The sequence below is a fragment of the Pseudomonas sp. TMW22089 genome, from assembly GCF_022496645.1.
In the GTDB taxonomy this organism is placed as follows: Bacteria; Pseudomonadota; Gammaproteobacteria; order Pseudomonadales; family Pseudomonadaceae; genus Aquipseudomonas; species Aquipseudomonas paraversuta.
The window spans coordinates 163,627-177,656 of sequence record NZ_SCFG01000006.1; the positions used below are offsets into that span (position 1 = coordinate 163,627).

Genomic DNA, 14,030 nt, shown 5'->3' on the forward strand with positions numbered 1-14,030 from the left:
ATACCGGTCTATTCAGGGCTTGCGAAACAACTCACGACTGGCCAGCGGCTTGCCTGCCAGATGCACCGCCAATGCCTGGCGCATCAGGCGCTTGGCTGCCAGCAATGCCCCCGGTGCACTCCAGTCAGCCTCAGCCATGGCGTGCAATTGCTCGCCATGGAACAGCCCGGGCTGCTGCAGCCATACCCTCTCCAGCCCGGCATCCACCTGCAACCGATACAGGCCGTCTGCCTGCACCGGCTCGCCATGGATATCGAGCGACAATGAGAAGCCGTAGCCCAGGTCATCCAGCAAACGCCATTCAAAGGCCCGCAGCAAAGGCTCCAGCGGCCGGCCTTCAGCCAGCGCCAACAAGGTCGCCGCGTAATGATCGAATATCGAGGGATGCGGATCTTCAGCAGGTAACAGGCGAATCAGCAGCTCGTTAAGGTAGAGACCGCTGAACAGCGCTTCGCCATTGAGCCAGGTTGAAATACCGGCGCTTTCCATGCGTCCGACGTTTTTCAGCTCGCCACGCCCACGAAACTCGATCTCCAGCGGGACAAAGGGCCGCGCCAGAGTCCCGGCCTTTCCGCGCGCACTGCGCAGCACCGCCCGCAGCCGGCCTTGGGGCGTGAGGAAATCCACCAGGGCACTGGTTTCACGATAGGGGCGACTGTGCAGAACGTAAGCGAGTTGCGGGATGGGGGTTTTGCTGGACATGGACAGTGTTAATCCTGAAAACCCTGGACGACTTCCAGGGAGCCATCGCTGGCAAGCCAGCTCCCACAGGTCTTGAACCGGTCTTGTGGGAGCTGACCTGCCAACCCACACAAGTCTTGAACTGACCTTGTGAAAGCTGACCTGCCAGCCCACACAAGTCTTGAACCTATCTAGTGGGATCTGAGCTGCCAACCCACACAAGTCTTGAACTGACCTTGTGAAAGCTGACCTGCCAGCCCACAAGTCTTGAACTGATCTTGTGGGAGCTGACCTGCCAACCCACACAAGCCTTGAACCTGTCTTGTGGGAGCTGACCTGCCAGCCCACACAAGTCTTGAACTGACCTTGTGGGAGCTGACCTGCCAGCCCACACAAGTCTTGAACCTGTCTTGTGGGAGCTGACCTGCCAGCCCACACAAGTCTTGAACTGATCTTGTGAGAGCTGAGCTGCCAACCCACACAAGTCTTGAACTGACCTTGTGAAAGCTGACCTGCCAACCCACACAAGTCTTGAACTGACCTTGTGGGAGCTGAGCTGCCACCCCACACAAGTCTTGAACTGACCTTGTGGGAGCTGACCTGCTAACCCACACAGGCCTTGATCTGACCTTGCGGGAGCTAACCTGCCAACCCACGCAAGTCTTTGTGGGAGCTGGCTTGCCAGCGATTGTCGCGCCGCAGATTACAGCCTGTTACAGGTCGCCGTAGCCCAGGGAACGCAGGGCGCGTTCGTCGTCGGACCAGCCGCCTTTCACTTTCACCCACAGGTTAAGCATGACTTTGGAGTCGAACAGCAGTTCCATATCCTTGCGCGCTTCGGTACCGATGCGCTTGATACGCTCGCCCTTGTCGCCAATGATGATTTTCTTCTGGCCATCACGCTCAACCAGAATCAATGCGTGGATGTGCAGGGTTTTGCCCTGCTGCTTGAACTCTTCGATCTCGACAGTGATCTGGTACGGCAGTTCGGCACCCATCTGGCGCATGATTTTCTCACGTACCAGCTCTGCGGCCAGGAAGCGGCTGCTGCGGTCAGTGATCTGGTCTTCCGGGAAGAAGTGCTCGTTCTCCGGCAGATGATCGGCAATCACACGCTCAAGGGCTTCAAGGTTGTGACCATGCTGAGCGGAGATCGGAATGATCTGGGCGTTCGGCAGTTGTTCCTGCAGCCAGCTCAGATGCGGCATCAGCTCGGCTTTGTCTTCAATGCGATCGGTCTTGTTCAGGGCCACGATCAAAGGACCGGTCACGTACTGGACACGCTCGAGGACCATCTGGTCTTCGTCGGTCCACTTGGTGCGATCAACGACAAAAATCACCACATCAACGTCTTTCAACGCAGCCGATGCAGTTTTGTTCATGTAGCGGTTCAGGGCTTTCTCGCCACCTTTGTGCATGCCCGGGGTATCGACATAGACCGCTTGCACGTTGCCTTCGGTCTTGATCCCCAGCATGTTGTGGCGGGTGGTCTGTGGCTTGCGCGAAGTGATCGCCAGCTTTTGACCCAGAATGTGGTTCAGCAGTGTGGATTTACCCACGTTTGGTCGACCAACAATGGCGACATAGCCACAGCGTGTTGCAGTTGAATCAGTCATGGCCATTCTCCACGCCAAGGGCTATCAGTGCTGCGGCGGCCGCTACCTGTTCGGCAATACGACGGCTCACACCCTGACCCCGGCTTTTTTCATTCAATAGGGCAATTTCGCACTCAACGAAGAATGTGCGGCAATGCGGTTCGCCCTGGATATCTACCACTTCGTAACGTGGCAGATCACAGGCACGTGACTGCAAGAACTCTTGCAGGCGGGTCTTTGGATCTTTGTTGGTGTCGACCAGGGTCAGGGTCTCGAACTCGCTGGCAAGCCAGGCCAGTACGCGGTCACGGGCGGCATCCATGCCCGCATCCAGGTAAATGGCGCCAATCAGCGCTTCGAGGGCATCGGCCAGAATCGACTCACGGCGAAAACCACCGCTCTTGAGCTCACCCGAGCCCAGGCGCAGATACTCGCCCAGTTCAAAACCACGGGCCAGGACGGCCAGGGTTTCCCCTTTTACCAGGCGGGCACGCAAGCGCGACAGCTGGCCTTCCCGGGCCAGCGGAAAGCGGTCAAACAGCGCTTCGCCGGCTACAAAATTAAGAATGGCATCCCCCAGAAACTCGAGACGCTCGTTATTGCGCCCCGCGAAACTGCGGTGTGTCAGGGCCAGAATCATCAGCTCCTGGTCTTTGAAGGTATAGCCGAGCTGACGCTCTAAACGCTCTAAAGAAAAACTCACGATTTACCCACGCTGAGTTCGTGGCCGAATGTCACCACCGGACCGATATTAGGGATCAGTGATGCTCGTTTATCGCATAGCAAATGGACAGGGAACAGGCTGTTCGCCGCCGTCACACTTAACGCTTTGTTCAAATCCACATCCTGAATACTGTTGGCCGGCATGCCTGAAGCGGCATGACGACCTTAAGAACCGCTGACCTCCGAATTTATTCGGACGCCTGAAAAGCATTCGGCGCTGTTATTAACAGCGCCGTCTTGGCTACTTGATCAATCCAACCCGCGAGAAGTTCGGCAGGTTGCTTGTCTTGGGTTCCGGCCAGCTCATCCAGACAGCGAAGGCCTTGCCGACGATATTCTTGTCGGGAACCATGCCCAGTTCGTCTTTGGGAATGTTCGGATCATCCCAGTAACGGCTGTCGTTCGAGTTGTCGCGGTTGTCACCCATCATGAAGTAGTGACCGGCCGGAACCGTCCACTCCTTGTCAGGCGGCGCGCGATAACGGCTCATTTCCTTGCGGATCATGTGCTCGACTTCGCCCAGCTTCTCTTTGTAGAGCTCCGCGCTGCCCAGGGTGCCCGGCTCCGTTCCCACCAGTTGCTCGGCAACCAGTTGATCGTTGACGTACAAATGCTTGTCGCTGGTGTAGCGAATCTTGTCGCCCGGCAGGCCGACTACACGCTTGATGTAGTTGACCGTCGGATCGCTCGGGTAGCGAAACACCATCACATCGCCCCGCTTCGGATCACCCACCTCGATGATTTTCGTATCGAGAACCGGCAAGCGGATCCCGTAGGAAAATTTGTTCACCAAGATGAAATCGCCCACATCCAGGGTTGGCTTCATCGAGCCGGACGGAATCTGGAACGGCTCAACCAGAAACGAACGCAATACCAGCACGATGAACAACACAGGGAAGAACGATTTGCCGTATTCAACCAGCAACGGTTCCTTGTTGAGCTTTTCGATTACCTGCGCATCAGCCGGTGTAACACTGGCTTGATAGTTGGCAATGGCCTTGCGCCGGCGAGGTGCCAGGAAGACCAAATCGAGCAGCGCCAGCAAACCGCACACGGCAACAGCAATGACCAGCAACAGCGGGAAATTTAGTGACATAGGACCTAGCTATCCAACCTGAGCACTGCAAGGAAGGCTTCTTGTGGAATTTCCACGTTACCCACTTGCTTCATGCGTTTTTTACCGGCTTTCTGCTTTTCCAACAGCTTGCGCTTACGGCTAACGTCACCACCGTAGCATTTGGCCAGTACGTTTTTTCTGAGCGCTTTAACAGACGAGCGCGCAATGATTTGGCCACCAATGGCAGCCTGAATTGCCACATCGAACATCTGACGCGGAATCAGCTCTTTCATCTTCTCGGTCAGCGCACGCCCTTTGTAGTGAGCGTTGTCGCGGTGAACGATCAGAGCCAGTGCGTCAACCTTCTCGCCGTTGATCAAGACATCAAGCTTGACCAGGTTGGCCGATTGATAACGGTCAAAATGGTAGTCGAGCGAAGCATAGCCGCGACTGGTGGATTTGAGACGGTCGAAGAAGTCCAGAACCACTTCGTTCATCGGCAAATCGTAAGTCACTTGCACCTGGGAGCCGAGGAACAGCATGTCATGCTGAACGCCGCGCTTTTCAATGCACAGGGTAATGACGTTACCCAGGTGCTCTTGAGGCACAAGGATATTGGCACGAACGATAGGTTCGCGAATGTCTTCAATGGAGGACACGTCCGGCAACTTGGACGGGTTATCCACATAAATGGTTTCACCGGTCTTGAGCAGCAGCTCAAAAATTACGGTAGGCGCCGTGGTGATCAGGTCCAGGTCGTATTCGCGCTCAAGGCGCTCCTGGATGATCTCCATGTGCAGCATGCCGAGGAACCCGCAACGGAAGCCGAAGCCCAGGGCGTCGGAACTTTCCGGGGTGTACTGCAGCGACGAGTCGTTCAGCGTGAGCTTTTGCAGGGCCTCACGGAAGTCTTCGAAGTCGTCAGAGCTGACCGGGAACAAGCCCGCGTAGACCTGCGGCTGAATCCGCTTGAAACCTGGCAGTACGTCAACATCCGGGGTGGAGCTCAAGGTCAGGGTGTCGCCCACTGGCGCACCGTGAATGTCCTTGATACCGGCGATGATGAAGCCTACTTCACCGGCTTTCAGATCAGTGGTCGCGGTGTGCTTGGGGTTGAACACACCCACGCTGTCGACCAGATGCACCTTGCCGGTGGACTTGACCAGGATCTTGTCGCCCTTTTTCACGCGGCCGTGGCGCACGCGAACCAGGGACACAACGCCCAGGTAGTTGTCGAACCAGGAGTCGATGATCAACGCTTGCAGCGGATCTTCGTAGTTGCCGGTCGGCGCAGGAATGGTCTGCACCAGGCGCTCAAGCACTTCGTCGACGCCCAGGCCGGTTTTGGCGCTGCATGTCACGGCATCAGTGGCATCGATACCAATGATTTTTTCGATTTCATCCCTGACGCGATCAGGATCGGCCTGGGGCAAGTCGATCTTGTTCAAGACCGGCATAACCTCAAGGCCCTGCTCGATGGCGGTGTAGCAGTTGGCTACGGACTGGGCTTCTACGCCCTGCCCGGCATCGACCACCAGCAACGCACCTTCACACGCCGCCAGAGACCGGCTGACTTCATAGGTGAAGTCAACGTGGCCCGGGGTATCAATGAAGTTCAGCTGATAGGTTTTGCCGTCTTTGGCCGTGTAATACAGGGTGACGCTGTGGGCTTTGATGGTGATCCCGCGCTCGCGCTCGAGGTCCATGGAGTCCAGAACCTGGGCTTCCATTTCGCGCTCGGCGAGGCCGCCGCACATCTGAATAAAACGATCGGCCAGCGTCGACTTGCCATGGTCAATGTGGGCGATGATGGAGAAATTGCGGATATGACTCAAATCACTCACGGGTCAACACTCAAAAAAAGTCGCAGGCAGACTGCCCGCCGAAAAATAGCCGGGAATTGTACCTGATCCGCGCGCCAAGCGTCACGTCCGCAGGCCAATAGCCCCGCACAAAAAAGCCCCTATCGCGTGATAGAGGCTTCTGATTGCATCAAGAGCAGTTCATCAACGTGCCCGGCGCAACAGCCAGATACCGGCCAGCGCACAAATACCGGCCGGCAGCAGTACCGCAAACAGCGGTGAGAAGCCAAACACCAGACTGGCCGGCCCCAGCAAGTCTTGCGCGATTTTGAAAGCAAAGCCCACCAATACACCGGTAAACACGCGCTGCCCCAGGGTGACGGAACGCAACGGCCCGAAAATAAAGGAGATGGCCATCAATACCAGCGCCGCCGTAACCAGTGGCTGCAGCACTTTCACCCAAAATGCCAGCCAGTAACGGCCGTTGTTCAGACCTTGATCTTTCAGGTAGTGGATATAATTCCACAGGCCGCTGATGGACAGCGCATCCGGAGCCATGACCACGGTATTGAGCAACTGCGGACTCAACGAAACATCCCAACGCTCTTCAGGCACCTTGATGACTTCAGTGCTGCGCTCATGGAAAACCGTGGTTGCAATATCGCTCAACAGCCATTGATCCTGGTCGAACTGGGCCTTCTTGGCGAAACTCGCCGACAGCAGATGACGTTCTTTATCAAACCGGTAGCGGGTTACGCCCAACAGCATGCCGTTTGGTTGAACAGCGTTGATATGGATGAACTCATCACCCTGGCGATGCCACAGACCATGCTTGGAGCTTTGTGCGTCACCGCCACCCTGGGCCAGTGCACGGTTGGCCTGGGCAACGGTTTCAGTTGCCGGGGCGACATACTCGCCGATCAGGATGCCGGCCAGCACCAGCACCAGCATTGGCTTCATGACCGCCCAGACAATACGCCCGGTGGACACACCGGCCGCACGCATGATCGTCAGTTCGCTGTTGCTCGCAAGACTGCCCAGACCAATCAGGCAGCCGATCAGCGCCGCTATCGGCAACATTTCGTACATGCGGCGCGGCGCTGTCAGCATGACAAAACTGAAAACGTCCATGATCGTGTAGGTATCGGAGACGCTCTTTACCTCATCGATAAACGCGAACAGCGACGCCAGCCCCAGAATGATCCCGGTTACCGCCAGGATCGCCAGGAACACACTTTTACCAATATAGCGATCGAGCTTAACCACGGGCCATCTCCTTCACGCTACGGCGATTCGCCAGTTTCAAGCGCAAAGGCTCCCAGTAAAACAACAACAGGCCAATGATCAGGAACAGGCCATGCACCCACCACAAACCGAGCGCCGGTGAAATCTTGCCTTTTTCCAGGGCACCGCGGACCAGAATCAAAGCGGTCACATACGCCATATAAAGAAGAATGGCTGGTAACAGCTTGAGGAAGCGCCCCTGACGCGGATTGACGCGAGACAGCGGAACCGCGATCAGCGTCACGATAAAGACCAGCAGCGGCATGGAAAAACGCCATTGCAGTTCGGCTTGCGCACGAATATCCGGGTTACCGACAAGATCCATGGTCGGCATCGCATCGCGGTCGGTCACTTCATCGCTGACATCAGGCTTGGGCAGCAACACACCATAGGTGTCGTACTGAATGGCACGGTAGTCGGCCTGCCCCGGGTTACCGTCATAACGGTAACCGTTATCCAGAATCAGCCAGCGACTGCCGTCGGCACGCACTTCCTGACGCCCCTTCTCTGCCACCAGCACGGTAATGCCACGATCCTTGCCGTTCTGAGCCGCGGGCTTCTGCGTAATGAACACCCCGTTCAGGTGGGTCCGGTCATTGGTCAACTGTTCGGTATAAGTGACCCGCGAACCGTCATTCAATGCCTGAAAGCGGCCCGGCTCCAGCGTGTCGAATTCGGTCAGCGCATCTTGCTTGTTCAGCAGCAGCTGAAACTGATTGGCGCCTTGCGGGGCCAGGCTCAGGCTCAACCAGGCCACAATCAGGGCGACGATGACAGCCGGCACCATGGTAATGCCCAGCAAGCGCTGCTGACTCATACCGGTGGCCGACAGCACGGTCATCTCGCTTTCGAGATACATGCGCCCGTATGCCAGCAAAATGCCCAGAAACAGCCCCAAAGGCAGAATCAGCTGCATAAAGCCCGGAAGACGAAAGCCCATGATCAAGAACAACGAGCTCGGATCCATAGCCCCGGATGCAGCCTGGGCCAGGTATTTGATGAAACGACCGCTCATGATGATGACCAGCAGCACAGCGCTGACAGCGCTCAATGTAAGCAGGACTTCGCGGGACAGATAACGGAAGACGATCAAACCAGACACTCCAGGGTCGTCAGGCTAAGGCGGCCAAACAAGCGACATAACCAGTCGACACAGGCTCAAATGGATGAGCCGGGCCATTGAAAAAGATTGCGCATTATCCTGTGAATGACCCCGCCTGTCACTGCGCTTGCTCACCCAAGTATTCAAAGCTGCAATATGCGCGCAAGCGAGGGTTGTCAGGCCCGACTGACGGGGTTCAAACTGCCTGCCTTGACGCCCGCCTGGATCACAGGTGAGGCGCCTCATTTATCAGGCAAGCAAACACTGCCGTTTGTGCGCACGTTGACCATTTGATTCAGGGACCCGGACATGGAACTGGTTGTAAAAAGCGTCAGCCCAGAAACGTTGAAAACGGCCACTCTCGTGGTCGCCATCGGTGAAGGCCGCAAGCTCGACCACACCGCCAAGGCCATTGACGAACTCACCGGCGGCGCCATCAGCGCCGTACTCAAGCGTGGCGACATCACCGGCAAAACCGGCCAGAGCCTGCTGCTGCACAGCCTGGCGAACCTGAAAGCCGAACGCGTTTTGTTGCTGGGCACCGGCAAGGATGAAGAACTGGGCGACCGTCCGTTCCGCAAAATCATCAGCACCGCACTTAACGTACTCAAAGGCCTGGGCGGCAGTGATGCCGTGCTGGCGCTCGACGAACTGGTGGTCAAGGGTCGCGACAGCTACGGTAAAACCCGCCTGCTGGCAGAAACCCTGGCCGACGGCGAATACAGCTTCGACCGTTTCAAAAGCCAGAAAGCAGAACCCCGCGCCCTGAAAAAAATCACCCTGCTGACCATCAAGGCTGCACAGGCTGAAGTTCAGCGTGGCGTTACCCACGCCCAGGCCATTGCCAGCGGCATGGCGTTCACCCGCGATCTGGGCAACCTGCCGCCCAACATCTGCCACCCGACTTTCCTGGCCGAACAGGCCAAAGAGCTGGGCAAGGAACACAAAGGCCTGAAAGTAGAGATCCTTGACGAGAAAAAAATCAAGGACCTGGGCATGGGCGCGTTCTACGCCGTCGGCCAGGGCAGCGACCAGCCGCCACGCCTGATCGTGATGAACTACTCGGGCGGCAAGAAATCCGAGAAGCCGTTTGTACTGGTCGGCAAGGGCATCACCTTCGACACCGGCGGCATCAGCCTCAAGCCGGGTGCCGGCATGGATGAAATGAAGTACGACATGGGCGGTGCTGCCAGCGTGTTCGGCACCCTGCGCGCCGTGCTCGAGCTGAAACTGCCGATCAACCTGGTGTGCATTCTGGCCTGTGCCGAAAACATGCCAAGCGGCGGCGCGGCGCGTCCGGGCGACATCGTGACCACCATGAGCGGGCAAACCGTGGAAATCCTTAATACCGACGCCGAAGGCCGTCTGGTGCTGTGCGATGCCCTGACCTACGCCGAACGTTTCAAGCCCCAGGCCGTGATCGACATCGCCACCCTGACCGGCGCCTGCATGGTTGCACTGGGTGCTCACACCTCGGGCCTGATGGGCAACAACGACGAACTGATCGGCCAGCTACTGGAAGCCGGCAAGCAAGCCGACGATCGCGCCTGGCAGCTGCCGTTGTTCGACGAGTACCAGGAACAACTGGACAGCCCGTTTGCCGACATGGCCAACATCGGCGGCCCTAAAGCCGGCGCCATCACTGCCGGCTGCTTCCTGTCGCGCTTTGCCAAGGCCTTCCACTGGGCGCACCTGGACATCGCCGGTACCGCATGGGTCAGCGGCGGCAAGGACAAGGGCGCCAGCGGCCGCCCTGTGCCACTGCTGACTCAGTACCTGCTGGATCGCGCCAACGCTTGAAGCTGACAATCGAAGGCTGCGCTGCTTATTAATAGCGGCGCGGCCCCGATTCAGGAATTGCAATGACCCCAGAATTAAGCAAAGTCGACTTTTATATCCTTCCCAGCGCCGACCCTTCGGCACGCCTGGATTTTGCCTGCAAACTCGCGGACAAAGCCTGGCGCCTCGGGCACCGGGTGTACCTGCACTGCAGCGATGCAGCGCAACGCCAGGATCTGGATGAGCGTCTGTGGCGCTTCAAGGGCGAAAGCTTCGTCCCCCACAGCAACGCTGAAGACCAGCCCGATGGCGTGATACTCATGGGCCTGGGCGAGGCACCAGCCAGCCATCAGGATTTACTGATCAACCTGGACCTTAAAGTCCCCGAATTCTTCAAACGCTTCGCCCGCGTGGCTGAAGTCGTGGTCGAAGACCCCGCCGTCCGACTGGCCGCACGGGAGAGTTTCCGCTTCTACCGTGAACAGGGCTATCCTCTGCAAGACCACAAGCTACAACGACTCTGAGCACACGATGGACACCTCCAATTCGCCGCAAAAAGCCGCACACCTGCTCGATGATCTTGAATCCATTCGCCAGCTGCTGGGAGATGAAGATCTGCAACCTCCCCTGCTGACTGAAATGGTGGGTGGCGAAGAAGCGCAAATTCCGTTGCTCTCTGAAGTGATCAGCGAAGAGCCCGAACCTGCGCAAATACCGCTGGCCGGCATAGCGCCAGCCCCCAAAGCCGAAAAAGCGCCGGACGCACTGCTGGTTCATCTGGACAAAGAGCTGCGCACTGCGGCGCAAGCGATCATGCAAGACGTGATCAACGACTTCGCCCCGCACATCGAAACCGAAATCAAACGCCGCCTCGATGCACATATGGAGCGCTTGCTCGCCCAGCATCAGAGCTGATCGGCGATGTAGCACATGCCGCTCCTGTGGGAGCTGACTTGCCAGCTCCCACAGGTTTTACCCTGCAGCGTTCCCGCAGAAGCAATAGGTTCCCTGCACAACTCGCCCTCTGCCTCCCGCCCCGCTATACTTGCCGGCTTTCCTGAATTAATGCCAATAGGGTCCCGCCGCGCATGGATAAGACCTACCAGCCGCACGCCATTGAAACTTCCTGGTACAAAACCTGGGAAGAACAGAATTATTTCGCCCCGCAAGGCGCGGGCGACCCGTACACCATCATGATTCCGCCGCCGAACGTCACCGGCAGCCTGCATATGGGCCACGGCTTCAACAACGCGATCATGGACGCCCTGATCCGTTTCCGCCGCATGCAGGGTCGCAACACCCTGTGGCAGCCGGGCACCGACCACGCGGGTATCGCTACCCAGATGCTGGTTGAGCGTCAGATCGAAGCACAAGGTCTGAACCGCCACGACCTGGGCCGCGAGAAGTTCCTGGACAAGATCTGGGAATGGAAAGATCAGTCCGGCGGCAACATCAGCCGTCAGATTCGTCGCCTTGGCTCGTCCGTAGACTGGAGCCGCGAACGCTTCACCATGGACGACGGTCTGTCCGAAGCCGTGAAGGAAGCCTTTGTGCGCCTGCACGAAGACGGCCTCATCTATCGCGGCAAGCGCCTGGTCAACTGGGACACCAAGCTGCACACCGCCATTTCCGACCTTGAAGTGGAAAACCACGACGAGAAAGGTTTCCTGTGGAACCTGCGCTACCCGCTGGCTGATGGCGCCAAAACCGCTGAAGGCCTGGACTACCTGGTAGTTGCAACCACCCGTCCGGAAACCATGCTCGGCGATGCTGCCGTTGCGGTAAACCCGGAAGACGAACGCTACAAGGCCCTGATCGGCAAATTCGTCGAGCTGCCACTGGTTGGCCGTCGCATCCCGATCATTGCTGACGATTACTGCGATCCTGAATTCGGCACTGGCTGTGTGAAAATCACGCCGGCCCACGACTTCAACGACTACGAAGTCGGCAAGCGCCACAACCTGCCGCTGCTGAACATTTTCGACAAAAACGCGGTGGTACTGCCTGCCGCCCAGGTGTTCAACCTCGACGGCAAACTGAACGAAACCATCGACGGCACCCTGCCGGCCAAGTATGCCGGCCTGGACCGCTTCGAAGCGCGCAAGCAAATCGTCGCCGACTTCGAGGCCGCAGGCCTGCTGGTGAGCGTCGACGATCACGCGCTGAAAGTACCGAAGGGCGACCGTTCGGGCACCATCATCGAGCCGTGGCTGACCGATCAGTGGTACGTATCGACCAAGCCGTTGGCTGAACCGGCCATTGCCGCCGTTGAAGATGGCCGCATCGCGTTCGTACCCAAGCAGTACGAAAACATGTACTTCTCGTGGATGCGCGACATCCAGGACTGGTGCATCAGCCGTCAGCTGTGGTGGGGCCACCGGATTCCGGCCTGGTACGACGAGTCGGGCAAGGTCTATGTAGGCCGCGACGAAGCCGAAGTCCGGGCCAAGAACAACCTGGGCCCGGATGTTGCGCTGCAACAGGACAACGACGTGCTCGACACCTGGTTCAGTTCGGGTCTGTGGACGTTCTCCACCCTGGGCTGGCCGGAAAAAACCGACGCGCTGAAAACTTTCCACTCAACTGACGTGCTGGTTACCGGCTTCGACATCATTTTCTTCTGGGTTGCCCGGATGATCATGCTCACCATGCACCTGGTGAAAAATGAAGACGGCACCCCGCAAGTTCCGTTCAAGACCGTGTATGTACACGGCCTGGTACGTGACGGTCAGGGCCAGAAGATGTCCAAGTCCAAGGGCAACGTCCTGGACCCGCTGGACATCATCGACGGCATCGAGCTCGAAGACCTGGTGGCCAAACGCACCACCGGCCTGATGCAGCCAAAACTGCTGAAGAAGATCGAAAAACAGACCCGTGACGAATTCGCTGACGGCATCGCCAGCTACGGCACCGACGCCCTGCGCTTCACTTTCTGTTCGCTGGCATCCACCGGTCGCGACATCAAGTTCGACATGGGCCGCGTTGAAGGCTATCGCAACTTCTGCAACAAGATCTGGAACGCCGCGCGCTACGTGCTGGACAAGGGCGAAGACTGCGGCCAGAACGGCGAAGCCTACGAACTGTCACTGGCTGACCGCTGGATCATCTCGCAGCTGCAGCGCACCGAAGCCGAAGTGACCCGTCACCTCGACCAGTTCCGCTTCGACCTCGCCGCTCAAGCCCTGTACGAGTTCATCTGGAACCAGTACTGCGACTGGTACCTGGAACTGTCCAAGCCTGTGCTGTGGGACGAAAACGCTCCGGTTGAACGCCAGCGTGGCACGCGTCGCACCCTGGTGCGGGTACTGGAAGTGGCCTTGCGCCTGGCACACCCGTTCATGCCGTTCATCACCGAAGAAATCTGGCAGCGCATCGCGCCGCTGGCCGGTGTCGAAGGCAAGACCATCATGCTGCAACCATGGCCGGTGGCGAATGAAGCCCGCATCGACCAGGCTGCCGAAGATGATATCGAATGGCTCAAGGGCCTGATGCTCGGCACGCGCAATATCCGTGGCGAGATGAACATCGGTCCTGGCAAGCCTTTGCAGCTGTACCTGAAAAACGTCAGCAGCGAAGATCAGCGCCGTTTGACCGAGAACGACGCCCTGCTCAAAAAGCTGGCTAAACTCGAATCCATCACCGTGCTGCAAGACGGCGCCGAAGCACCGCTGTCCGCCACCGCTCTGGTTGGCGAGATGGAAGTGCTGGTGCCAATGGCCGGCCTGATCGACAAAGATGCAGAGTTGGCGCGCCTGGACAAGGAAATCCAGCGCTTGCACGGCGAAGTTGCCCGCGTTGGCGGCAAGTTGTCGAACGCCGCATTCGTTGACAAGGCTCCGGCCGAAGTCATCGAGAAAGAACGTGCCAAGTTGGCCGAAGCCGAACAGGCCTTGAGCAAACTGGCAGAACAGCACGCGCGGATTTCCAGCCTGTAATAACGCTGCGCACCTGATCGCGGGCAAGGCCGCTCCCGCAGGGTTCAACCCTGCTGGGGCGGCCTTGCCCGC

Annotated in this window: 11 protein-coding genes; 4 read left to right on the forward strand and 7 right to left on the reverse strand. The window is 58.0% G+C overall.

What is annotated here, in order from left to right:
• Window positions 1–12 precede the first annotated feature (12 nt).
• The 7 genes from recO to lptF all read right to left on the reverse strand — a co-directional run bounded on the left by recO (window position 13) and on the right by lptF (window position 8,235).
• On the reverse strand, window positions 13–702 hold the full coding sequence (recO, locus tag EQV90_RS08620) for a DNA repair protein RecO (RefSeq protein WP_010655990.1): 690 nt from the start codon (window positions 700–702) through the stop codon (window positions 13–15).
• A gap of 692 nt (window positions 703–1,394) precedes the next feature.
• On the reverse strand, window positions 1,395–2,297 hold the full coding sequence (gene era / locus EQV90_RS08625) for a GTPase Era (protein WP_010655991.1): 903 nt from the start codon (window positions 2,295–2,297) through the stop codon (window positions 1,395–1,397).
• Complete coding sequence (rnc, locus tag EQV90_RS08630) at window positions 2,290–2,979, reverse strand: ribonuclease III (RefSeq protein WP_003440162.1); 690 nt, start codon at window positions 2,977–2,979, stop codon at window positions 2,290–2,292. The genes era and rnc overlap by 8 nt, the downstream gene beginning before the upstream one ends.
• Before the next feature lie 261 nt (window positions 2,980–3,240).
• On the reverse strand, window positions 3,241–4,095 hold the full coding sequence (lepB, locus tag EQV90_RS08635) for a signal peptidase I (RefSeq protein ID WP_010655992.1): 855 nt from the start codon (window positions 4,093–4,095) through the stop codon (window positions 3,241–3,243).
• 5 nt (window positions 4,096–4,100) lie between these two features.
• Window positions 4,101–5,900, reverse strand: a complete 1,800-nt coding sequence (gene lepA / locus EQV90_RS08640; protein WP_029612404.1) for a translation elongation factor 4 — start codon at window positions 5,898–5,900, stop codon at window positions 4,101–4,103.
• A 162-nt stretch (window positions 5,901–6,062) separates the two neighbouring features.
• A complete protein-coding gene (lptG, locus tag EQV90_RS08645) occupies window positions 6,063–7,124 on the reverse strand; it encodes an LPS export ABC transporter permease LptG (RefSeq protein WP_003440153.1) in 1,062 nt (353 codons plus the stop codon).
• Window positions 7,117–8,235, reverse strand: coding sequence for an LPS export ABC transporter permease LptF (gene lptF, locus EQV90_RS08650; RefSeq protein ID WP_003440150.1), 1,119 nt, complete (start codon window positions 8,233–8,235; stop codon window positions 7,117–7,119). The genes lptG and lptF overlap by 8 nt, the downstream gene beginning before the upstream one ends.
• 318 nt (window positions 8,236–8,553) lie before the next feature.
• Between lptF and EQV90_RS08655 the strand changes: the two genes are divergently transcribed.
• The 4 genes from EQV90_RS08655 to EQV90_RS08670 all read left to right on the forward strand — a co-directional run bounded on the left by EQV90_RS08655 (window position 8,554) and on the right by EQV90_RS08670 (window position 13,958).
• On the forward strand, window positions 8,554–10,044 hold the full coding sequence (locus EQV90_RS08655; RefSeq protein ID WP_003440147.1) for a leucyl aminopeptidase: 1,491 nt from the start codon (window positions 8,554–8,556) through the stop codon (window positions 10,042–10,044).
• A gap of 62 nt (window positions 10,045–10,106) precedes the next feature.
• Window positions 10,107–10,547, forward strand: coding sequence for a DNA polymerase III subunit chi (locus EQV90_RS08660; protein WP_003440143.1), 441 nt, complete (start codon window positions 10,107–10,109; stop codon window positions 10,545–10,547).
• A 7-nt stretch (window positions 10,548–10,554) separates the two neighbouring features.
• Window positions 10,555–10,938, forward strand: a complete 384-nt coding sequence (locus tag EQV90_RS08665; protein WP_003440142.1) for a hypothetical protein — start codon at window positions 10,555–10,557, stop codon at window positions 10,936–10,938.
• Between the two features lie 173 nt (window positions 10,939–11,111).
• Window positions 11,112–13,958 carry a valine--tRNA ligase gene (locus tag EQV90_RS08670; protein ID WP_003440140.1) on the forward strand — a complete coding sequence of 949 codons (2,847 nt, stop codon included), beginning with the start codon at window positions 11,112–11,114 and terminating at the stop codon, window positions 13,956–13,958.
• Window positions 13,959–14,030 lie beyond the last annotated feature (72 nt).

Bases quoted from the DNA above. Each gene is read 5' to 3' on its own strand.
- recO (WP_010655990.1), bottom strand. From the start codon at position 702: ATGTCCAGCAAAACCCCCATCCCGCAACTCGCTTACGTTCTGCACAGT.
- era (WP_010655991.1), bottom strand. From the start codon at position 2,297: ATGACTGATTCAACTGCAACACGCTGTGGCTATGTCGCCATTGTTGGT.
- lepB (WP_010655992.1), bottom strand. From the start codon at position 4,095: ATGTCACTAAATTTCCCGCTGTTGCTGGTCATTGCTGTTGCCGTGTGC.
- EQV90_RS08655 (WP_003440147.1), top strand. From the start codon at position 8,554: ATGGAACTGGTTGTAAAAAGCGTCAGCCCAGAAACGTTGAAAACGGCC.
- EQV90_RS08660 (WP_003440143.1), top strand. From the start codon at position 10,107: ATGACCCCAGAATTAAGCAAAGTCGACTTTTATATCCTTCCCAGCGCC.
- EQV90_RS08665 (WP_003440142.1), top strand. From the start codon at position 10,555: ATGGACACCTCCAATTCGCCGCAAAAAGCCGCACACCTGCTCGATGAT.
- EQV90_RS08670 (WP_003440140.1), top strand. From the start codon at position 11,112: ATGGATAAGACCTACCAGCCGCACGCCATTGAAACTTCCTGGTACAAA.